The following is a 21,932-nucleotide window of genomic DNA, read 5'->3' as shown; positions in this document are numbered from 1 at the left end:
CGATCTTTTGATCTTCAAATCAGCTCGGTTTGTTACCCGGCTGCTGCAGACGGAATTTCTCTTTGCGTTCGATCTGCACGACCTGGGCGTTGTGCACAGTGATCTCCACCGCGCCGAAACGCAGATCGCGCAGGGCGCTCTGGATTTCCCGCAAGATGGTGCTTTCGTCCTGACCGTCAACGCTGCGAAGGGATGCGCTCATGGTGCTGCTCCTTTGAATGGGATATGCCTGGCAGTGGGCGGCACTGCGTTCGGCGTGGGAGCAATATAAGAGAGGCGCAGATATTCTTAAAAAGACTATTTAAGAATGTTTATATAACTGGAAAACATTATCTGACGGGCCGAGGGTTTGCGCGGTGTTCACTGAGTTTGAAGACTGTATGAAACCCTGTGGCGAGGGGATTCATCCCCGATGGACTGCGTAGCAGTCCCTGTTTTTCAGGGCCGCTACGCGACCCATCGGGGATAAATCCCCTCGCCACAGGTTTGGTGTCAGCCAGAGCAGGACTGTTAACCGATAACAGGGGCTTTGGCCCAATCAATCTCCCCCGCCGGCACCGGCCGCCCAAACCAGTAGCCCTGTCCCAGATCACAGGCCTGCTCCAGCAGAAACGCCGCCTGCTCGGCCTGTTCGATCCCTTCGGCATGCACCTGCATGCCCATGCTCCGGGCCAGCGCGATGATCACCCGAACGATGGCCGCGTCGTCCTCGTCCCACGGCAACCCGGCGACAAAACCCTGATCGATCTTGAGCTTCTGCACCGGCAGGCGCTTGAGCCGCAACAGGGATGAGTAGCCGGTACCGAAATCGTCAATGGCCAGGCGAATCCCCAGTTCACGCAAATGATGCATCTGCTCCAGCGCCACTTCCGGATCATCCATCACCGCGCTCTCGGTGACTTCCAGTTCCAGAAAGGCCGGATCCAGACCAGTCTCGTGCAGCACCTGCGCCACCTGCTGGTACAGCTCACGCCGTGCGAACAACCGCGACGACACGTTCACCGCGACGAACGACAGCACGACCCCGGCCTGCTGCCAATGGCACATCTGCGAACACGCCTGGCGCATCACCCAGGCGTCGATTTCAGCAATCATCCCGGTGCGCTCGGCAATCGGAATGAATTCCGCCGGCGACACCAGCCCGCGCTGCGGATGCTGCCAGCGCACTAGCGCTTCGACGCCAATCAGGCGACTGCTGCGCAAATCGTGAACCGGCTGGTAGTAGACCCGCAGTTCCTGTTGCTCCAGCGCGCGGCGCAGCTCGAAAGCGAGCTCGACCCGTTGCTGCGCGTGGGCGGTCAGCTCTTCGGTGTACAACGCGTAACCGTTGCGGCCGCTGCTCTTGGCCTTGAACAGCGCGGCGTCGGCATTACGCAACAACTGATCGGCACTCAACGCATCGCTGGGGAACAGGCTGATGCCGATACTGGCGTTGATGAACAGCTCGTGCCGGTCGATGCGGAATGGCTCCTTGAGCGCATCAAGAATGCGTTGCGCCAGTGCTGCCGCCTGAACCAGTTGCGGACAACTCTCCGCCAGCACCGCGAACTCATCGCCGCCAAGCCGCGCCAGAGTAATCCCGGGGCCGAACAGCTCCTGCAGGCGCGCCGCCACCGCTTTGAGCAGGCGATCGCCGATGTTGTGCCCGAGGCTGTCGTTGATCATCTTGAAGTGGTCCAGATCGATCATCAGCAACGCGCAGCCGCGCTTGTGGATCTGCGCCGACGCCAGTGCCTGCTCGGCACGGTCGCTGAACAACAGGCGATTGGGCAAGTCGGTCAGCGGGTCGTGGTGGGCGAGGTGCTTAAGTTCGTGTTCAGAGTCCTTGATCGCACTGATGTCGGAAAACACCGCCACGTAGTGGCTGAGACGGCCCTGATCATCGTGAATCACGCGGATGGTCTGCCACTGCGGGTAAATCTCGCCGCTCTTGCGCCGGTTCCAGATCTCCCCGCTCCATTCGCCCTCGCTCTCCAGCGTGGCGAACATCGCCTGATAGAAGCCCGGCGGATGGTGACCGGACTTGAACAGGCTCGGCTGGTGGCCGAGAACTTCCTCGTACTGATAGCCAGTGATTTCCATGAACGCACGGTTGACATGCACGATCAGGCCCTCGCGGTTGGTGACCAGCACGCCCTCGCGGGTGCAGTCGAATACCGCGGCGGCCTGGCGCAGGCGTTCACGGTCGGCCTGCCGCTCGCGTAACCGCGCACCGATGCCGAGAAATTCGCACAATCTGGCCCGCGCGAGGAAGATCAGCCCCGCGCTGACGGCAGCCCAGACGTAACCGTTGATCAGTTGCCATCGCTGCAGATCGACAGACTCATCAAAGAAACTGTTCAATAAGTAACCAGTGCCTTGCAGCCAGACAACAGCAAGCAACAGGTAAAGCAGCGCTGCACGCAGGGCATCGCGGTAAGTGGCAGGCATTCGGCTGTCCATGTCCCTACAAAAAAGGTTGGAATTATAGGTCAAGAAACATCCAGCGACTCTTATCTGAAAGGGCGACTGGTTTTATCTGTGTGCTTGGTGATAATGCAACGGCTGTTTTTATCTTTATCGAGGGCCCTATAGCCTATGTGGTACGAAGGTTTTCTTGGCTTGTCGGCCTGGTCTCTGGTCGCGGTCACCCTGCTGATGACCCACGTGACAATTGTCGCCGTCACGGTCTATCTGCACCGTTACTCGGCCCATCGCTCACTTGAGCTGAATGCCGGCCTGAAACACTTTTTCCGCTTCTGGCTGTGGCTGACCACGGCGCAGAACACCCGCGAGTGGACTGCCATCCACCGCAAACACCACGCCAAGTGCGAAACCGAAGATGACCCGCACAGCCCGGTGATCAAGGGTCTGTCCACCGTGCTGCGCAAAGGCGCCGAGCTGTATCGCGCCGAAGCCGAGAATCCGGAGACCCTGCGCATCTACGGCAAGAACTGCCCGGAAGACTGGATCGAGCGCAATCTCTACAGCCGCTATCCGCTGCTGGGTGTGGCGATCATGGGCATCATCGATCTGCTGCTGTTCGGCACCATCGGCATCACCATCTGGGCGATCCAGATGATGTGGATCCCGGTCTGGGCCGCCGGCGTGGTCAACGGTCTGGGCCATGCCATCGGCTACCGCAACTTCGAATGCCGCGACGCGGCGACCAATCTGGTGCCGTGGGGCATCCTGATCGGTGGTGAAGAGCTGCACAACAACCATCACACCTACCCCAACTCGGCCAAGCTGTCGGTGAAGAAGTGGGAATTCGACCTCGGCTGGGCGTGGATCAAAGTCTTCAGCTTCTTCAGACTGGCCAAGGTCCAGCGTGTGGCGCCGATCGCCCACCGCGTCGAAGGCAAGGGCCATCTGGACATGGACACCGCCATGGCGATCCTCAACAACCGCTTCCAGATCATGGCCCAATACCGCAAATTGGTGATCGGCCCACTGGTCAAGCAGGAGCTGGACAAGGTCGATCATTCGGTACGCCATCAATTCCATCGGGCCAAACGCCTGCTGTCGCGGGAAACCAGCCTGCTGGAAGACCGTCATCACTTGCGCATCCAGAACATGCTCGAGCACAGCCAGGCGCTGAAGGTCATTTACGAAAAACGCCTGGCCCTGCAGCAGATCTGGGTCAAGACCAGCGCCAATGGCCACGACATGCTCGCCGCCATCAAGGAATGGGTGCACGAGGCCGAGGCCAGCGGCATTCAGTCCCTGCGTGAATTCGCCGACCAGCTGAAAACCTACTCGCTGCGCCCCGCCACAGCCTGACCGCCATGAACGAATCCCCTGTGGCGAGGGGATTCATCCCCGATCGGTAGCGCAGCTACCGCAAATTTGTCGACGCGTTCTCATTGCTGAAACGCGTCATATCTACCGCCCGGCGGGAGCTAGCTCCCTCGCCACAAAAGCGCGGAACTTAGCACCGAAAGCCCTATCTCAAAGACACTTCGCCATCCCGGCGGGCTGTACTGTGGCCGTTGTCGAAATTGCGGCACGCCCTTTGAGATATGTGCCGATGGTCAACAACAATCAACAAGACTCATCCCTCGCGCAGTGGCCCGAGGCCGCGCAAACCCTGATGGCGCTGATGCACGCCCAAGGCGAAGTCGCCCGGCTGAGCGAGCGCGAACAACTGTTCAGTTCCTTGCTGGTGAGCGTCAACGCGGTGCTCTGGGCGTTCAATTGGGAAACCCGTCAGGTGCTCTATGTCAGCCCTGCCTACGAGCGAATTTTCGGTCGCTCCGCAGGGCTATTGCTGGCTGACTACAACCAATGGCGCGACAGCATCTACCCCGACGACCTCGACTATGCCGAGCGCAGTCTGGCCGAAGTGCTGCACAAAGGCGCGGTGGAAGACCGCGAATACAGGATCATCGCCGCTGACGGCCAGGTTCGCTGGCTCAGCGACAAGTGCTTCATCAACCGTCAGGACGAGCCCGGGCAACCGGTGATCATCGTCGGCATCGCCGAAGACATCACCGACAAAAAACGCATGGAAACCGAACTGCATCGCCTGGCCACCACCGACGTACTGACCCAAAGCAGCAACCGTCGCCACTTCTTCGAATGCGCCAACCGCGAGTTCGACGACGCGCGCCTGCAAGGTTCGCCACTGGCCTTCCTGCTGCTGGACATTGATGACTTCAAGCAGATCAACGACAGCTACGGCCACCCGGAAGGCGACAACGTGCTGCAACGCATCGCCGAATGCGGGCGCACCTCGTTACGTCGCGGCGATCTGTTCGGACGTATCGGCGGAGAAGAATTCGCTGCCGTGTTCCCCGGTTGCGCACCGGACATGGCGATGCAAGTGGCCGAGCGGCTGCAGCAGGAGATTCAGCGGATGGTCTTCAATGTCGACGGCCAGACCTTCGGCATCACCGTCAGCCAGGGACTGACCAGCCTCAGGAACGATGACGAAAGCCTCGACAGCCTGTTCGCCCGGGCGGACGCGGCGATGTACGAGGCCAAACGGCAGGGCAAGAACCGGATTATCTCAAGCTGAATCCACCCTCCGATTTACCTCCCCTGCAGGAGCTGCGGCACGCTGCGATCTTTTTGATTTTTGCTTTTAAAAGACAAGATCAAAAGATCGCAGCGTGCCGTAGTTCCTACAGGGGGATGCTCGTGAATCCGGTTACTTGCGCATCCGCATCAGTTCCGGCAACCCGATCTTCAGCAGCCGCGCCGTGCGACTCTTTGCCAGTTCCTCAACGCCCTCATGTTCGGTCAGGCGTGCCATTTGCGCCGCCATGTTCATCACCAGCGCCTCACGGGAATACACCCCCGCCTCCGAGCTGGTAGACGGACGCAATCAACTCGCGCAGCTCCAGCGGCAGGCGCCAGCGCGTGCGCAACGCCGAACCGTAAGCCGCGCCAAATTCCGCCAGCGCGTCACCGACTTCCTCCCACTCATCCAGCTCGCCGCCGGCCTGCTTCCACTCCTGTAAACAGCGCAACAGCGCCAGATCGCCAAGGCGATGCAGCATGCCGGCGCAATAGCAGCGCTCCTGATCCAGGTCGAGCAGGCGTGCCAGGGTGCGGGCGTATTCGGCGGTATGCAGCGACAAGCCCCAATAGCGCTCGGCGTAATCCGCCAGGCACGGGTCGCTGAGTTTGGCGCTGCGCTTGAGCGCCAGGCCGAGAATCAGGTTCATGCTCTGTCCGGTGCCGAGGCGATGCAGCGCCTGCCCCAGGGTCTGTACCGCCGCGCCATGATGCTGCGCCGCGCTGTTGGCGGCGGCGATCAGCACGGCGGTAATCTGCGGATCGGTACGGATCTCTTCTTCCAGCAGTTTCAGGTCGAGGCCATTGGGGTTGAGGCTGCGTTTGACCGCCACCTGCACATCGGTCATCAATGGCGCGCCGTCGGCCTGCTCGCGGCGCCGCTCGAGGAACACCGACAAGGTCATGCCCGGCGCCAGCGTCGGCACTTCGCAGAACACCTCTTCACCCGCATTCAACAGTAAACCCTGCAGCCGCTCGGTCAGGCTTTCCATGTTCAGCGGTTTGGTCAGGTAGGCCGTCGGGGCCAACGGGATGGCTTCGCGCACACTGGCACTGTCGTTGCGGTTGCTCATCAGAATGAATGGCAGCGGCGGATTGCGTTTGCGCTGACGCACGCTGCGCAGCACGCTCAAACCGTCGATGCCCGGCAACTCCCAATCGACAATCGCCAGGTCATAGGGCACGTCGGTGAGTAACGACAGCGCTTGCTGGCCGTCGGCACACAAGTCCAGCCGCGCATCGCAGCGCACGTTGAGCAACACATGTTTGAGCAGGTCACGGGACCACGGATCGGCCTCGGCAATCAGCACTCGGGGTACGGCGGGTAAATCAACGGCGGTCATGCGCGCTCTCCCTTGCAATGCCTGAACCTTAGCCAATGCTGGCCCTTCGATACAGCGCAAAGGGGTTCCGAGGCATAAAAAAAACCCGCCGAAGCGGGTTTTTTCTCGATCCGATCACACAGTGCCCGGAATTACAGCTCCGAGAAGCACTCTTCGATGATCGCCAGGCCTTTGTCCAGTTGCTCGTCCGGCGAGGTCAGCGGTACGAGAACGCGCAGCACGTTGCCGTAAGTGCCGCAAGACAGCAGGATCAGACCCTTGTCACGTGCCTTGGCCACCACCGATGCCACTGCGGCAGCGTTCGGCTTGTGGCTGTCGCCGTTTTCGAACAGCTCGACCGCGATCATCGCGCCCAGCGCACGCACTTCGCCGATCACTGCCGGGTATTTGGCCTGAATGGCCTTCAGGCCGGTGACCAGACGCTCGCCGACAGCCTTGCAGCGGTCCAGCAGGTGTTCTTCTTCGAACACTTCCATCACGGCCAGGGCCGCAGCGCAAGCGATCGGGCTACCGGCGTAGGTGCCGCCCAGGCCGCCTGGAGCGATGGCGTCCATGTATTCGGCCTTGCCGCAGACACCGGCCAGCGGGAAGCCGCCAGCGATGGATTTGGCGAAGGTAGTCAGGTCGGCCGCAACGCCCATCTGTTCCATGGCGAAGAAGGTGCCGGTACGGCCAGCGCCGGTCTGCACTTCGTCAGCGATCAGCAGGATGCCGTGCTGGTCGCACAGGGCACGCAGACGCTTCATGAACTCTTTCGGCGCGACGTAGAAACCACCTTCACCCTGCACCGGCTCGATGATGATCGCGGCGATGTCTTTCGGCTCGGCGTCGTTCTTGAAGATGCGTTCGATGGAAGCGATCGAATCGTCGATGCTCACACCGTGCAGCTCGTTCGGGTACAGCGCGCGGAAGATACCGCCTGGCATCAGGCCCATGCCGGCCGAGTACGGCACAACCTTACCGGTCAGGCCCAGGGTCATCATGGTGCGACCGTGGTAGGCGCCGGTGAAGGCGATCACGCCGGCACGGCCCGTGGCGGCACGGGCGATCTTCACGGCGTTTTCCACGGCTTCGGAACCGGTGGTCACCAGCAGGGTTTTCTTGGCGAAATCACCAGGCACCTTGGCGTTGATCTTTTCGCACAGCTCAACGTACGGCTCATAGGCCAGTACCTGGAAACAGGTGTGGGTCAGCTTGTTCAGCTGTTCGGTCACGGCGGCGATGATTTTCGGGTGCACGTGGCCAGTGTTCAGTACCGCGATACCGCCGGCGAAGTCGATGAACTCACGACCTTCAACGTCAGTCACGGTAGCGTTCTTCGCCGATTCGGCGAAGATCGGGTGAATCTGGCCAACACCACGTGGAACAGCTGCGGTACGACGGGCCATCAGTTCAGCGTTAGTCTTGCTCATTACAGTCCTCATTCACCGCTCATCGGGCGGCGTGGTTCAAGGATTAAGCGGGGGGAATCGGCGGTGACAGCATGCGATGATCGACTGCCACGGCGTTCCCGGCCGCAGAGAAAATTCCGGTTTGAAACGACGCAAAGGGACAGCGCTCTCGTGCCCTTTGCGTTTGCAGCGATCCCTTTCCTGGCTTAGATGCCCAGGCAGAGGTATTTGATTTCCAGGTAATCCTCGATGCCGTACTTGGAGCCTTCACGGCCCAGGCCCGACGCCTTGATGCCGCCGAACGGCGCGACTTCGTTGGAGATCAGCCCGGTGTTGACGCCGACCATGCCGTATTCCAGGGCTTCAGCCACACGGAACACACGGCCCAGGTCGCGGGCGTAGAAGTAGGAGGCCAGACCGAACTCGGTGTCGTTCGACATCGCGATCACTTCGGCTTCGTCTTTGAAGCGGAACAGCGGTGCCAGCGGGCCGAAGGTTTCTTCCTTGGCCACAGCCGCGTCTTTCGGCACGTTGGTCAGAATGGTCGGCTCGAAGAAGTTGCCTTCCATCGGCTTGCCACCGGCCAACACGGTGGCGCCTTTGGCCACGGCGTCAGCGATGTGCTCTTGCACTTTGGCCACGGCTTTCTCGTCGATCAGCGGACCCGTGGTGGTGCCTTCTTCCAGACCGTTGCCGATCTTCAGCTTGGCCACCGCGACTTTCAGCTTCTCGGCGAACGCGTCGTAGACCGAATCCTGAATGTACAGGCGGTTGGCGCAGACGCAGGTCTGACCGTTGTTGCGGTATTTGGAGATGATCGCGCCTTCGACAGCCTTATCCAGGTCCGCGTCGTCGAACACGATGAACGGCGCGTTGCCGCCCAGTTCCAGCGAAACTTTCTTGATGTCCTTGGCGCATTCCGACATCAGCTGACGGCCGATTTCGGTCGAACCGGTAAAGGACAGCTTGCGCACGATCGGGTTGCTGGTCAGCTCGCTGCCGATATCGCCGGCGCTGCCGGAGACCACGCTGAACACGCCTTTAGGGATGCCGGCGCGCTGCGCCAGTTCAGCCAGGGCGAACGCGGAGAATGGAGTTTGCGAAGCCGGCTTGAGCACCATGGTGCAACCGGCGGCCAGCGCTGGGCCGGCCTTACGGGTGATCATCGCCGCCGGGAAGTTCCACGGGGTGATCGCGGCGGTCACGCCAATTGGTTGCTTGATCACGATCAGGCGCTTGTCCGGCTGGTGGCCCGGAATCACATCACCGTAAATGCGCTTGGCTTCTTCGGCGAACCACTCGATGAACGACGCGGCGTAAACGATTTCGCCCTTGGCTTCGGCCAGCGGCTTGCCCTGCTCAAGAGTCATCAAGCGCGCGAGGTCGTCCTGGTTCTCGATCATCAGTTCGAACCAGCGACGCAACTTGCCGGCACGCTCTTTGGCGGTCAGTGCACGCCAGGCCGGCAGCGCCTTGTCGGCGGCTTCGATGGCACGGCGGGTTTCCGCAGCGCCCATCTTCGGCACGGTGCCGAGAATTTCGCCGGTGGCCGGGTTGTTGACCTTGATCGTCTGACCGTTGTCCGCATCGACCCAAGCGCCATCAATGAAGGCTTGCTGGCGGAACAACTGGGTATCTTTAAGCTGCATGTCGGCTTTCCTTAACAGCACCGCGGCCTGCGCGGAGCAAAATTATGATTGTAGAAAGGCGCCTCGCAAGGCTGCCGTCAGGGAAATCATCGACCGGGTGAGGCGCAGTGATCGTGCGTTATTCACCGCACCTGCGCTTCCACACCCCGTCAAAGAGCGTTTGAAATCTCAAACGGATCGTAGGAGCAAAGGGGTTAAAGGACAATAGGTCGTTCGAAAAAAAGAACAAAAACCCTGCGTTTGCTGGATTTTTCAGATCAACGCGCAAAAAGCCCGGCCGCAGCCAAACCATAGATCAACCGGGAAAAAGCGCCAAGCGAGGGTTTTGCAGGACGTTACAGCTTTAAGGAATGCAGCGTTTCACACCGACACGCGCACTGACAAAACCCGCCAAAACCCGGCATGGACGCCCCGAGCCGACCTAGGTATGATGTCGCCCGCTGCACCAGTAGCTCAGCTGGATAGAGTACTGCCCTCCGAAGGCAGGGGTCGTGGGTTCGAATCCCGCCTGGTGCGCCATGAATTGAAACGAGAAAGCCCCCGGACTGTGATGGTCCGGGGCTTTTTTTGTGGACGCTGACTTTCATGTGACTGCGGTCACTCCGTCGTCCAGTCAAACTCGTCGTAATCGTCGTCTTCCTCTTCTTCCCCAGCCTCCTCAAAAACCTCGTCTTCTTCCACGACGTCGTCTTCCGACTGGTTCAGCAGGAACTCCTTGCGCGCCTCGGTAATCGCGCGCCGCATCTCCTCGCCCTTCTGCGGGCAGTTGAGGAGTTGGGCGATGCGGTCGATTTTTGCTGCCACTTTGTTCTCCAGCGCTTCAGCCATGGCTCGATAGTGCGCGTTTTTGCCGGGCAATGCCAAATGGCTGGGTGAGCAAGCGGTCAGTTCTGGCGAATGCGCTCAAGTCGCAGGTCGAGGTTCACCCCGGGGTAGCGTTTGTGCAGATTGTTGTACAGCGCATCCGCGGCTTGCGACTGGCCGGCCTCGCGCAGGCGCAGGACTTCGCGCAGTTGCTCATCTAGCCGTTGGCCGGCGCGACGGCGCGTTTGCTGAGTCTGGCTTCGTCGGCGCTGATCGCGTCGCTTTGCATCGGCTCAGCCATTTCCATCATCGGTGCCGGTGCGGGCATGAACGCAGCGGGCGGGGCGGCCAGTGACTGCGCTTCCGGCGCTTGCTTGCGCGCCAATGGCGCGGCCGGTTTGGCGGCCGGGGCGAAGTCGAATTGCGCTGGCGGCTCGGGCGCACGTTGCACCAGCGAGAGCATCAGTGCCATACCGACCAGGCTGGCGAATGCGACCTGCCAGCGCGGTTTCTGGCAGGCCTGCAGCCAGCGTTGCCACAGGCTTGGCTTGGGCGCCGGAGCGGCGCGGCGTGCAGCGGCGAGAATCAGCGCATCGAGCTGTTCTGACGGCTCGCTGGTGTGTTGCTCGCGATAATGTTTGAGCAGTTGCTCTTCCGGCGTCTGGCGGGCGTCAGTCATGTCAGTACCTCCTCGGCCAGCAGCCGACGCAGTTTTTGCTGGGCGTAGCGCAAGCGGCTCTTGACGGTTTCCAGCGATGTTTCGGTGAGGCTGGCGATTTGCGCCAGGTCGAGGTCACCGTGGGCGCGCAGCAGAAACACTTCGCGCTGCTCGGCGGGCAGGGTTTGCAGGGCGCTTTCCAGGCGCTGGCTGTCGCGGCTGAGGTTCAGCCGTTGTTCGGGATCGTGGGTCTCGTCGCCGACCGCGTGCAGCTGTTCGTCGTAACTGTCGTGCAGCGGCTGATATGCACCGTGTTTACGCCAGTGATCAATCAGCCGATTGCGCGCAATCTGGAACAGCCACGTACGAAACGTCGCCCGTCCTTGTGGCTGACTGGTGCTGCGGATCAGGCTCAGCCAAGTGTCCTGAAACACCTCGTCAGCCAGTTCCGGTTTGCCGCTCAACCCGAGCAGAAAGCGATACAGACTTTGCCGATGACGGGCGTACAAAATCTCGAACGCCACGCCGTCGCCTTCGCGATAACGCGCCAGCAGGGTTTCATCGCTGCCGGCGGTCGGGCCGTCTGGCGTAGCAAACAGCTGACTGATGAAGCCTTTGAATCGGCTCACTATTCGATCCGTCGCTCAATGGGCAGCGTATTCGATGCGGTTGAGCTGCGCAGGCTTTGCGCCAGTTCCACCAGTTGCACGAACTCGTTGCGCAAACCGAAGCGGTCGTCGCCGCGAGCGCCACGGGCCAGCGCTTCGGTGTCTTTCAGGCTGAAGTCGCCGGTGTAGCGAGCATCCTTGAGCTGCTGGGAAAACGCCGCCACCGCCGCTGCGAAACGCAGATCGTCACTGGCCGGTGCGACTTGATCGGTAATCGGCCGCTCGATCAGCAGACTTTTCCCACCTTCGGGCTGTTGATAACGCACACGCAGCATCGCCAATTCCCCGCTGTTCGTAGCCACTGGCGCCTGCGATTTACCGTAACGCAGCGGTTCCAGCCAGCCCTGCTCACCTGCCGGGACAATTTCATACAGCGCGGTCACCGTGTGTCCTGCGCCGACTTCACCGGCATCGACTTTGTCGTTGCTAAAATCCTCACGCTTCAGAGCGCGGTTTTCGTAGCCGAGCAGGCGATATTCACTGACCTGCGCCGGGTTGAATTCCACCTGCAATTTGACGTTTTTCGCCACCACGGCAAGGGTCGAACCGAGTTGATCCACCAGCACTTTGCGCGCCTCGCGCAGGTTGTCGATGTAGGCGTAGTTGCCGTCGCCAGCGTCGGCCAGTTGTTCCATCAAGTGTTCATTGTAGTTATCCACACCGAAACCCAAAGTGGTCAAGGAAATCCCGGTCTTGCGTTTATCCACAGCCATTTGCTTGAGGCTGTCGAAGTCGCTGATGCCGACGTTGAAGTCACCGTCAGTGGCCAGCAGGATGCGGTTGATGCCTTTGGGAATGAACGCCTGCCGCGCCATTTGATAGGCCAGTTCGATGCCCGACGCACCTGCAGTTGAGCCGCCAGCGGTCAATTGCTCGATGGCTGTGCGAATTTTGGCTTTTTCCCGGCCAGACGTTGGCTCCAGCACCACCCGGGATTCGCCGGCATACACCACCAGCGACACCCGATCCTGCTCGCGCAACTGATCAACCAACAGTTTCAGCGTGCTTTTGACCAGCGGCAGGCCTTCGCGGCGATCCATCGAACCGGACACGTCCACCAGAAACACCAGATTGGCCGGGGCCAGTTCCGCCACGGCCCGGTCGGAGGCCTTGATGCCGATCCGCAGCAGACGGGTGTGCGGATTCCACGGGGTGACGGCCAGTTCGGTGGTCACGCCGAAGGGCGAGCCATCGCTGGGCAGCGCATCGTTGTAGGGAAAGTAATTGACCATCTCTTCCAGCCGCACGGCGCCTTCCGGAGGCAGGCGTCCCTGATTGAGCAACCGCCGGACGTTGGCGTAGGCGCCGGTATCGACGTCTGCGCTGAAGGTCGAGACCGGGGCTTCGGCCACGCTGTGGATCGGGTTATCGGCCAGCGCCTGATACTGCTCGCGCTGTTCGTCGCGGTAGCCCTGTGGATAACTTTCCGGGGCCGACATTGCCGCGAAACTCACCATTGGCGCCGGTCGCGCACTGCGCTTGGCCAGCGCACTGTCGGCAACGAGCACCTCATGCTGAATCGACGGCTGTGGCTGGGCCGGCGCCGGGACGGCAGCCGACTCCGGATTGGAAGACACGCCGCAACCGGCGACGGTCAATAACACACCAACGACAACGGGTCGCAGAAAAGGCAGGGAGCGGGACATGGGGGCTGACCTCGGGATGAAAGTGATCCATTCATCCACTGAGACGGGCAGCCCCTTCAGATCGGGTTAAACCCCGCCAAAAAATTTTTTTAGCGGTGATAACGCCGTACCACGCTGCTGTTACGCAGTACGTGGCCTTTGATCTTGTCCATCAGCTCGGCGCGGGTCAGGCCGGCGGGCAAGGCGTCCGGGGCCAGATCCAGGGCGTAGATCTGAATGATGTAGTGGTGTGCACTGTCGCCAACCGGTGGGCATGGCCCGATGTAATGGGTCGTGCCTTTGCTGTTGGTGCCGCCTACGCCTTCGAGACTGGATTTGGCGCCGACACCGGCCGGGATCTGCCGGGTGGTGGCCTTGATGCCGTAATGAATCCAGTGATCGACGCCAGCCCCTTTCTGGCCGTCCGGGTCGTGCATGACGATCGCATAGCTCTGGGTGCCGGCAGGCCCTGCGTTCCAGGCCAGTGCCGGAGACTGGTTCTTGCCACCGCAACCGGTGGCATCGCTCGCGGCGGCGGAGGTGAACAGGCGGTTGTCCGAGACACCGGGTATATCGAGGGTAAAGCGCTCGGCCGCCTGCGCCGAAAACTGCACGCAAAGGGCGACGGCGACGGCCGCCAGCCAAGGGTTGAGAGAGGTCAATCGGGTCATTCCGGGAGTACCTTGTGCAGTTGGGCCTTCGTCGGCCTGCAAACTATAGCCGTACCGTTCGTACCTTGGCAGTGGCAATTGGCTGAACCTCGCCCTGCGGCGCAAACTCGTAAGAGAAATGCCTGCCAGGAGCACGAACATGAGCCTGCACCGTGTCGCCCGTTTCGCCGATGTTCCCGAAGACCGTGGCCTGCAAGTCGAAATCGGTGAGCGCAAGATTGTCCTGCTCCACGCCAATGGCCAACTGCGCGCGTTTCAGGGTGAATGCCCACACGCCGGCGCGCCGCTGGCGGACGGCGCCTTGTGCAACGGACGACTGATCTGCCCGTGGCACAAGGCCGCGTTTCGCGTCGAAGACGGCGCGTTGTGCGAGCCGCCTGCCCTCGACAGTCTCAAGCGTTATCCGCTGGAGTTACGTGGCGATGAGGTCTGGGTCGATGACCAACCGCTGCCGGATGGGCACACGCCGCCGGCCGATGATTCGCGCACCTTCGTGATAGTCGGCGCAGGTGCAGCGGGCACGGCATGTGCGGCGGCACTGCGGGAGAAAGGTTTCGGTGGCCGGATCATCATGCTCGACCGCGAAGCGGATGCCGGCTACGACCGCACGGTGCTGAGCAAATTTGTCCTCGCCGGCGAAATGTCGGCGCAGGAAACCCCGCCGCTGCGCGATGAAGGCTTTTATAAAGAGCAGCGCATCGAACGCCGACAAGGCGAAATCACCGCCCTCGACGCCTCAGCGAAAACCCTGCATTTGCACGATGGCCAATCCCTGCGCTACGACGCCGCGGTGCTCGCCACCGGCGGCGAGCCCAATCCGCTACAACTGCCCGGCGCTGATCTGCCGCAGGTGTTCGTCCTGCGTTCGAAAGCCCAGGCTGAACAGATCATGCGCACCGCCAGACCCGAACAGCGGGCGTTGATCATCGGCGACAGCTTTATCGCTCTGGAATGCGCCTCGGCCCTGCGCCAGCTTGGGCTCGACGTCACGGTCAGCGCCCGCCACGCCATTCCGTTTGCCGCACAATTCGGCACAGCCGTGGGTAAAGCGATCCGTGCGCTCCACGAACAACACGGGGTGAAATTCATCACCGATCACGAAGTCCGGGAAGTCATTGGCGACGGCAAAGTCGAAGCGGTACTGCTGGACAACGGTTTGCGCGTCTCGGCGGATCTGGTGCTGGCGGGGGTCGGCGTGCATCCGGCCACCGAGGCTTATGCGTCGCTGCCGAGGGAGAAAGACCAGTCACTGCGAGTCGACGCCGGCCTGCGTGTTTGCGACGGGCTGTGGGCAATTGGCGATATCGCCACGTTCCCCCTGAGCGGCCAGCCGCAACGCATTGAACACTGGCGCCTGGCCCAGCAGCATGCGCGCATTGCTGCCGCCAACATGTTGGGCGCCGATGAGCATTATCTGGATGTGCCGTTTTTCTGGACCTGGCACTTCGGCAGGAACTACGACTACCTTGGCCACGCCAGCCAGTGGGATGAAATCGAGTTCAGGGGCGAACCCGAGCATCCGCCCTTCATCGGCCTGTTCGGCCATAACGGCGTGGTGGTCGCCGCGGTGGCCTGCGAGGAGGAACGGGCCATGGCGATGCTCGCGGAGCGGATGAAACAACCACTGGCGATGGAAGAAGCTTGGGAACTGATTCGCGGCTGAATGCTGAATGCTGAATGCTGAACAATGCAGGAGCTGCCGAAGGCTGCGATTCTTTTGATCTTGATTTTGAAGATCAAAAGATCGCAGCCTCGTTTCACTCGACAGCTCCTACAGGGGGGTTGTGGTGGGCTTTTAGTCGAGGTGGGTCAGGGCCATTGCAGCTTGTGGCAGCTCCAGCTCACTGAAAACTTGAACCCCATGGCGTTTGAGCAGCGCAGCCGTCACGCCTTCTCCCGAGACCTTCACCCCACTGAACGTCCCGTCATAAGTCAGCAGATTCCCGCAGGAAGGGCTGTTGGCCTTGAGCACCGCGACGCGGATGCCGTGTTTCTGCACCAGCGCCAGCGCCTGCCGCGCGCCGTCGAGAAACTGCGCGCTGACGTCCTCGCCTTCGGTGGTGATCACCGCTGCCTTGCCATCAAGCACGTCGGTGCCCTGCCCGCCCGGGATTTCCGCCGCAGCACGCGGGGTCGGCAAACCACCGGCCACTTCCGGACACAGCGGCACTACACGGCCTTCGGCGATCCACTGTTCGAGCAAGTCGAACGGCCCGCTGGCCCCGCCGTCGTAACGCACGCGGTGGCCCAACAGGCAACGGCTGACCAGAATCTTCTGCATCTCAGAACGGCTCGTTGCCACGACGACGAAACCAGCCGGTCAGCGACAGGCGCTCGCGATGCGCCGGCAACACTTCATGCGGCACTTCGCCAGAGAGGAACACCACCAGGCAGCCGCCGGTGGGTTGCACGTCATGCACCCGGTCTTCGCTCAGGTACATGCGCAACTGACCGCCGTCTTCCGGCAGCCAGGCGTCATTGAGGTAGACCACCGCCGAGACCATGCGCCGGTCATCGTCGCGAAAACGGTCGACGTGCTTGCGGTAGAACGCGCCCGGCGGATACAGGGCGAAGTGGCACTCGAAATCCTCAAGCCCGAGGAACAACCCGCGATTGAGCGCCTCGCGCAGACTCTCCATCAGATTCAGATAACGGTCGCTGGCCTCGGCCTGGCCCGGGTCGATCCACTGGATGTGGTCGCCACGAATGCCCTCGCGAATCTCCGAAAACGGCCCACGGCCTACCGCTGCCGGCGCCAGTTCGCCCTCGGCCTCACGTTTGCGGCACTCGGCCGCCAGCTCACGGGTCAAACCCGCGGGCAGGAAAATGTTCTGCTGCGACCAGCCATGCTCGGCCAGGTCGTCGACGATGCGTAACAGCAGCGGGTGTTCAGAGGATATTTGCATGGCGCGCATAGTATGCCGGCGGCAGGAAATCCGACAGAGCCACGCGGCGGCTTGATACGAATTCTCGACAAGTACCGGCACCGCACGGAGAATAGTCCGCTGCTGACAGGAGTCCCTATGCGCCGTTTGCTTTTTTCACTGTTGATGTTCTGCGTTTTGCCCGCCTGGGCGGACGGCCACGATCAGTTGTACAAGATCGCCGGCTGGCCAGATCAACGTGCGCATTTCAACGATGCCCTGAGTGCTGCGCAGCAGCGCTACCAGAACAACCTGCCACCGGCGGTGTTTCAGGCCCTGGTCAACAACAGCAACCAGCGCTTCGCTCCCCAGGCCATGGATCAGCGTGCCGAAGCGCAATTGCGCCAGCACTTGGCCGATCCACAACCGGCGCTGACGTTCTTTCAATCGCCACTGGGCAAGAAAATCGTCGCCGCTGAATTGCTCGCCACCCGTCGCGATCAACTGGCGAAGAACGCCAAAGGCTTGCCGAAGATGCAGGTCAGCGACAGCCGTCTGCTGATCATCGGCCATCTGGCGCAAGCGCTGCCGGCGCGCGAGGCCGGCGCTGAAGTCAGCCTGGCGATTGCCGGCGTGGCGGCGGACAGCTTGAGTTCGATGATTCCCGGCCTGCTCGGCGGCGGTCAGGCGCAAGGCATGCTGAACGGCCAGCGCCAGCGCCTGATGGAGCAGATCGGTGCCGATTTGAACAACACGCTGCTCTACGTTTATCGCGATCTGTCGGACGACGAACTGGAGCAGTTCGCGACCTTTGCCGAGTCCAGCGAGGGCAAGGCGTATTACCAGGCGGCGCTCGCAGCGATCCGGGCCGGGTTGGCGGTGGGGCAAAGCTCTTCGAACCTTGGCCAGTAATTTCTATTGCCTGAAGGGCCGCCTTCGCGAGCAGGCTCGCTCCCACAGGTGATCGCGGTCTCCTGTGGGAGTGAGCCTGCTCGCGAAGAGGCCTTAACAGACGCTAGAGATTCCGCCCCCTGATCCGCTTGTTCAGAAACTCGAAATACTCCTCGCGCATCTCCAGCGTCTCGTTCGCCAGATGATGCCGCGCCTGCGGCAGCAACAGAATCTGCGGCCGGTCGAATTTCCACTTCAGCACCTGCAAGTTGTGCTGCCAGTCCACGGTCATGTCCGCCTGCCCCTGAATGATCAGCGGCCGTCGCGGACTTTTTTTTCGCGTGCTCGACGCGGATGATCCAGCGCGACAGCGCACCGACCCATGCGGTCGGCAAGCGTTTGGGCTGTAACGGATCGGCCTGCAGAAACGGCAGGAAATCCGGGTCGTTGGAGTTTTCGCTGAAGCGCCGGGCGATGCCTCGCACGAAAGGCCTGAGCAGGTAATAACTGAGCTGCGACCAGCCCCAGGCGCGCGGACGTACCAGCGGCGCCAACAGAATCAAATGGCCTTGTGCCGGGCTGCCCTCGCCATGATTGAGTACATGGTCGACGACGATCGCCCCGCCGGTGCTTTGCCCGCACAGGTGCCAGGGTTGCGGCAAGGCAATCGAAGCGGCTTCGGCGAACAGCGCCTGCAAGGCGTCCTGATATTCAGAGAAATCACGGATGCTCGCCCGCGGCCCACTCGACAGCCCATGCCCCGGCAAGTCGCAGGCGATAACAGCAAAATCCTGATCCAGTGCCCACTCGATGACATGCCGGTACAGCCCGGTGTGATCGTAAAAACCGTGCAGCAGAAACAGCGTGCCCTTGACCTTCTCCGGCCACCAGCAATGGCTGACCAGCTCATACCCGTCCACTTCGAACCGGCCCATGCCGCGCCAGACATCGCGCTCGGGGAAATCGGTTTTATAAAACCGCTGATACACCTTCGCCTCGTCCGACAACGGCTGCCACTGGGCCAAAGGCTTGAGGCTGGCGCGTAAATGATCGGCATCGAAAGTGTCAGGCATGCGGGTATTCCAAAGCGGTAAACAGACTTTATCGGCCTGCGATATTCATCTGTTGCGGCAAGCATGGCAAGCTAGCCCCCCTTCGAGGATCGAAAAACCATGCGCTCGCCCTACCGCACCGCACTGTTTGCCAGCCTGCTCGCGCTTGTGTGTGCCGCGGTACTGTGGGCGGCGTACGACTGGTTTCAGGGGCGTTATCTGCGTGCGTTCAGTCAGCACACCGCGGTGTTTTCCGGTGATTCGCTGCGTCTGCCGGATGAACTGGCCGGGCCCGGCAAAATCCGTCTCGTGCATTTCTGGGACCCGGCCTGCCCGTGCAACGTCGGCAATCAACAACACCTGACGGAAATGGTCGAACAGTTCGGCCCGCGCGGTGTGGAGTTCTTCGCCGTGCAGCGCGTCGGCAGCCACGGCCAGTTGCCCGCGACCCTGAGCAATCTGAAAACCATCACGGTGTTGCCCGGTTCCGAGCAGGTGCCGGCCAGCCCCGCCGTGGCGATCTGGGACCGCAGCGGCAAACTGGCGTACTTCGGCCCCTACAGCGAAGGCCTGACCTGCAACTCCAGCAACAGCTTTATTGAACCGATCCTCAACGCGCTGATGGATGATCGACCGGTCAACGCCACGCACACCCTGGCGGTCGGGTGTTATTGCCCTTGGCCGGTGCTGGCGCAGTAAGGCATTCCGGACTTTTCGAGGACAGCGATGCACGGCACGGAAGGTCTGTGCTAATTGTGTGCAGCCCGACGGGCGGCAATCCCGCATGCACAAGGAGTCACCATGAAACGCGTCTTCACCGTTCTTGCCTTGCTCATCGTTGTCCTGCTCGCCAGCGTCGGCGCCTATCTCTACAGCAAGCAACCGACGCGTCAGGGCCAGGTGGAACTGCGCAACCTGCAAGGTTCGGTGACGGTGCGTTACGACGAACGCGGGGTGCCGCATATTCGTGCCGAGAACGAAACCGATCTGTATCGCGCCCTCGGCTACGTGCACGCTCAAGATCGCCTGTTCCAGATGGAAGCCATGCGCCGCCTCGCGCGTGGCGAACTGGCCGAAGTGCTCGGGCCGAAGCTGCTCGACACCGACAAACTGTTCCGCAGCCTGCGCATCCGCGAACGCGCCGCCCGTTATGTCGCCAGTCTCGATAAGCAGTCACCGGCGTGGAAGGCCCTGCAAGCCTATCTGGACGGCATCAACCAGTATCAGGACAGCCACGCGGCGCCGATCGAGTTCGACGTGCTGGGCATCCCCAAGCGGCCGTTTACGGCAGAGGACAGCATCAGCGTCGCCGGTTACATGGCTTACAGCTTCGCCGCCGCGTTTCGCACCGAACCGTTGCTGACCTACGTGCGCGACCAACTCGGCGCCGATTACCTCAACGTCTTCGACCTCGACTGGCAGCCCCAAGGCGTACTCGCCAAAGGTCACGCCAAGAAGACGCCGACCCTTGCCGCCGACGACTGGAAAGACCTCAACGCTCTCGCCCGCCTCAGCGAGCAGGCGCTGGTTGAAAACGGCCTGCCGCAATTCGAAGGCAGCAATGCCTGGGTGATTGCCGGCAGTCGCAGCCAGAGCGGCAAACCGCTGCTGGCCGGCGACCCGCACATTCGTTTCTCGGTGCCTTCGGTGTGGTACGAAGCACAACTGTCGGCGCCGGGGTTTGAGCTTTACGGCCATCATCAGGCGCTGGTGCCGTTCGCGTTCCTGGGGCACAACCTGGATTTCGGCTGGAGCCTGACCATGTTCCAGAACGACGATCTGGATCTGATCGCCGAGAAGGTCAACCCGGACAACCCGAATCAAGTCTGGTACCACGGCCAGTGGACAGATCTGGTCAGCTCCGAGCAGCAGATCGCGGTGAAGGGCCAGGCGCCGGTGACGCTGACCTTGCGCCAGTCACCCCATGGCCCGATCGTCAACGACGCCCTCGGCACTGCCGCCGGGAAGACACCGATCGCCATGTGGTGGGCATTCCTCGAAACGCCGAACCCGATCCTCGAAGGTTTCTACCAGCTCAACCGCGCCGACACCCTGGCCAAGGCCCGCGCCGCAGCGGCGAAGGTGCAGGCGCCGGGGCTGAACATCGTTTACGCCAACGCCAAGGGTGACATCGCCTGGTGGGCCTCGGCGCTGTTGCCCAAACGCCCGGCCGGGGTCAAACCGGAGTTCATTCTCGACGGCAGCAGCAATCAGGCGGACAAGGATGGCTACTACCCGTTCAGCACCAACCCGCAGGAGGAAAATCCGGCGCGCGGCTACATCGTCTCGGCCAACTTCCAACCGCTATCGCCGACCGGGATGGAGATTCCCGGTTACTACAACCTCGCCGATCGCGGCCAGCAGCTCAATCGCCAGCTCAGTGACAAGAACGTGAAATGGAGCAACGAAGCCAACCAGAAGCTGCAACTGGGTACCACCACCGGTTACGGCCCGCGCGCTCTGGCGCCGCTGCTGCCAGTGCTACGTGAGGTCGTGAGTGATCCGGCGCAACTGAAACTGGTCGAGCAACTGGCGCAGTGGCCGGGCGACTATCCGCTGGATTCGGTGAGCGCCACCGTGTTCAACCAGTTCCTCTACGACCTCGCTGATGCGGCGATGCGCGATGAGTTGGGCAACGATTTCTTCGAGACGCTGCTATCGACCCGGGTGATCGACGCCGCGCTGCCGCGCCTGGCGGCGAGCGCCGATTCGCCGTGGTGGGACAGCCGCAACACGCCGAACAAGGAGACCCGCGCCGACATCGTCAAAGCGGCGTGGCAGGCGAGCATGGCGCACCTGAAGCAGACCCTCGGCGACAATCCGTCGGACTGGCAATGGGGCACGGCGCACACCCTGACCCATGGCCATCCGTTGGGTCAGCAGAAGCCGCTGGACCGGATCGTCAATGTCGGGCCGTTCGCTGCACCGGGCAGCCACGAAGTGCCGAACAACCTTTCGGCCAAACTCGGCCCGGCGCCATGGCCAGTGACTTACGGGCCTTCGACGCGGCGTCTGGTGGACTTCGCCGACCCGGCGCACAGCCTGACCATCAACCCGGTCGGCCAGAGCGGTGTGCCGTTCGACAGCCACTATGACGATCAGGCCGAAGAGTACATCGAGGGAATGTACGTGCAGGCGCACTTCAGCGAGGAAGAGGTGACGGCCAATACCCGCAGTACGTTGAAACTGTTGCCAGCGCGAGCTGCGCAATAGATTTGTGCTGGCTGGTCTGGCCCCATCGCTGGCAAGCCAGCTCCCACAGGATTTTCAGTGAACACAGATTATGTGAACACCCGAGAAACCTGTGGGAGCTGG

Annotated in this window: 16 protein-coding genes, 1 tRNA gene and 3 pseudogenes; 7 read left to right on the top strand and 13 right to left on the bottom strand. The window is 61.6% G+C overall.

Annotation, left to right across the window (positions count from 1 at the left end; all coding sequences use genetic code 11):
- Positions 1 to 19 precede the first annotated feature (19 nt).
- The gene (oscA, locus tag HT737_RS16820; protein WP_039772974.1) at positions 20 to 202 is read right to left on the bottom strand and encodes a sulfur starvation response protein OscA; all 183 of its coding nucleotides are present in this window, start codon (positions 200 to 202) and stop codon (positions 20 to 22) included.
- A gap of 308 nt (positions 203 to 510) precedes the next feature.
- The gene (dibA, locus tag HT737_RS16815; protein ID WP_047290762.1) at positions 511 to 2,430 is read right to left on the bottom strand and encodes a phosphodiesterase DibA; all 1,920 of its coding nucleotides are present in this window, start codon (positions 2,428 to 2,430) and stop codon (positions 511 to 513) included.
- A 147-nt stretch (positions 2,431 to 2,577) separates the two neighbouring features.
- Here dibA and desA point away from each other — a divergent pair, with 147 nt between their 5' ends.
- Together desA and HT737_RS16805 are read left to right on the top strand one after the other, a co-directional pair.
- Positions 2,578 to 3,762, top strand: coding sequence for a delta-9 fatty acid desaturase DesA (gene desA, locus HT737_RS16810; protein WP_145595726.1), 1,185 nt, complete (start codon positions 2,578 to 2,580; stop codon positions 3,760 to 3,762).
- A 247-nt stretch (positions 3,763 to 4,009) separates the two neighbouring features.
- Positions 4,010 to 4,999, top strand: a complete 990-nt coding sequence (locus HT737_RS16805; protein WP_047290760.1) for a sensor domain-containing diguanylate cyclase — start codon at positions 4,010 to 4,012, stop codon at positions 4,997 to 4,999.
- 132 nt (positions 5,000 to 5,131) lie between these two features.
- Here the strand turns inward: HT737_RS16805 and HT737_RS16800 are convergent.
- The 3 genes and pseudogenes from HT737_RS16800 to gabD all read right to left on the bottom strand — a co-directional run bounded on the left by HT737_RS16800 (position 5,132) and on the right by gabD (position 9,384).
- Positions 5,132 to 6,344: pseudogene (locus HT737_RS16800) on the bottom strand (HDOD domain-containing protein).
- A 131-nt stretch (positions 6,345 to 6,475) separates the two neighbouring features.
- Entirely contained in the window at positions 6,476 to 7,756 is a 1,281-nt protein-coding gene (gene gabT / locus HT737_RS16795; protein ID WP_182403345.1) for a 4-aminobutyrate--2-oxoglutarate transaminase, read from the bottom strand.
- Positions 7,757 to 7,941: 185 nt separating this feature from the next.
- Positions 7,942 to 9,384 carry an NADP-dependent succinate-semialdehyde dehydrogenase gene (gabD, locus tag HT737_RS16790; RefSeq protein ID WP_007963502.1) on the bottom strand — a complete coding sequence of 481 codons (1,443 nt, stop codon included), beginning with the start codon at positions 9,382 to 9,384 and terminating at the stop codon, positions 7,942 to 7,944.
- Between the two features lie 442 nt (positions 9,385 to 9,826).
- On the opposite strand from gabD, the gene HT737_RS16785 reads away from it, so the two are divergent.
- Positions 9,827 to 9,903, top strand: a tRNA-Arg gene (locus tag HT737_RS16785).
- Positions 9,904 to 9,981: 78 nt separating this feature from the next.
- Here HT737_RS16785 and HT737_RS16780 read toward each other — a convergent pair.
- From HT737_RS16780 to HT737_RS16760, 5 genes and pseudogenes are all read right to left on the bottom strand, one after another.
- Complete coding sequence (locus HT737_RS16780) at positions 9,982 to 10,212, bottom strand: hypothetical protein (protein WP_174377072.1); 231 nt, start codon at positions 10,210 to 10,212, stop codon at positions 9,982 to 9,984.
- Positions 10,213 to 10,268: 56 nt separating this feature from the next.
- Positions 10,269 to 10,867: pseudogene (locus HT737_RS16775) on the bottom strand (hypothetical protein).
- Positions 10,864 to 11,445, bottom strand: a complete 582-nt coding sequence (locus tag HT737_RS16770) for an RNA polymerase sigma factor (RefSeq protein ID WP_220459422.1) — start codon at positions 11,443 to 11,445, stop codon at positions 10,864 to 10,866. The pseudogene HT737_RS16775 and the gene HT737_RS16770 overlap by 4 nt, the downstream one beginning before the upstream one ends.
- 29 nt (positions 11,446 to 11,474) lie before the next feature.
- Entirely contained in the window at positions 11,475 to 13,160 is a 1,686-nt protein-coding gene (locus HT737_RS16765) for a VWA domain-containing protein (protein ID WP_182403341.1), read from the bottom strand.
- Between the two features lie 89 nt (positions 13,161 to 13,249).
- Complete coding sequence (locus tag HT737_RS16760) at positions 13,250 to 13,810, bottom strand: YbhB/YbcL family Raf kinase inhibitor-like protein (protein WP_047290754.1); 561 nt, start codon at positions 13,808 to 13,810, stop codon at positions 13,250 to 13,252.
- Positions 13,811 to 13,949: 139 nt separating this feature from the next.
- On the opposite strand from HT737_RS16760, the gene HT737_RS16755 reads away from it, so the two are divergent.
- Positions 13,950 to 15,473 carry an FAD-dependent oxidoreductase gene (locus HT737_RS16755; RefSeq protein WP_182403340.1) on the top strand — a complete coding sequence of 508 codons (1,524 nt, stop codon included), beginning with the start codon at positions 13,950 to 13,952 and terminating at the stop codon, positions 15,471 to 15,473.
- 132 nt (positions 15,474 to 15,605) lie between these two features.
- On the opposite strand, the gene HT737_RS16750 is transcribed toward HT737_RS16755, so the two are convergent.
- Both HT737_RS16750 and HT737_RS16745 read right to left on the bottom strand, forming a co-directional pair.
- On the bottom strand, positions 15,606 to 16,091 hold the full coding sequence (locus HT737_RS16750) for a DUF523 domain-containing protein (protein WP_182403338.1): 486 nt from the start codon (positions 16,089 to 16,091) through the stop codon (positions 15,606 to 15,608).
- A gap of 1 nt (position 16,092) precedes the next feature.
- Positions 16,093 to 16,725, bottom strand: coding sequence for a 2OG-Fe(II) oxygenase (locus tag HT737_RS16745; RefSeq protein WP_047297188.1), 633 nt, complete (start codon positions 16,723 to 16,725; stop codon positions 16,093 to 16,095).
- A 108-nt stretch (positions 16,726 to 16,833) separates the two neighbouring features.
- Between HT737_RS16745 and HT737_RS16740 the strand changes: the two genes are divergently transcribed.
- Complete coding sequence (locus tag HT737_RS16740; protein ID WP_108589223.1) at positions 16,834 to 17,586, top strand: DUF2059 domain-containing protein; 753 nt, start codon at positions 16,834 to 16,836, stop codon at positions 17,584 to 17,586.
- Between the two features lie 103 nt (positions 17,587 to 17,689).
- Here the strand turns inward: HT737_RS16740 and HT737_RS16735 are convergent.
- A pseudogene (locus HT737_RS16735) lies at positions 17,690 to 18,638 on the bottom strand (alpha/beta hydrolase).
- A gap of 99 nt (positions 18,639 to 18,737) precedes the next feature.
- On the opposite strand from HT737_RS16735, the gene HT737_RS16730 reads away from it, so the two are divergent.
- Positions 18,738 to 19,316: a DUF6436 domain-containing protein gene (locus HT737_RS16730; RefSeq protein WP_182403336.1), complete on the top strand. Its 579-nt coding sequence runs from the start codon at positions 18,738 to 18,740 to the stop codon at positions 19,314 to 19,316.
- 102 nt (positions 19,317 to 19,418) lie between these two features.
- Entirely contained in the window at positions 19,419 to 21,830 is a 2,412-nt protein-coding gene (locus tag HT737_RS16725; protein WP_182403334.1) for a penicillin acylase family protein, read from the top strand.
- Positions 21,831 to 21,932 lie beyond the last annotated feature (102 nt).

Source organism: Pseudomonas sp. MD195_PC81_125 (genome assembly GCF_014060985.1).
In the GTDB taxonomy this organism is placed as follows: Bacteria; Pseudomonadota; Gammaproteobacteria; order Pseudomonadales; family Pseudomonadaceae; genus Aquipseudomonas; species Aquipseudomonas parakoreensis.
This window is presented reverse-complemented; position numbering and strand designations above follow the sequence as displayed.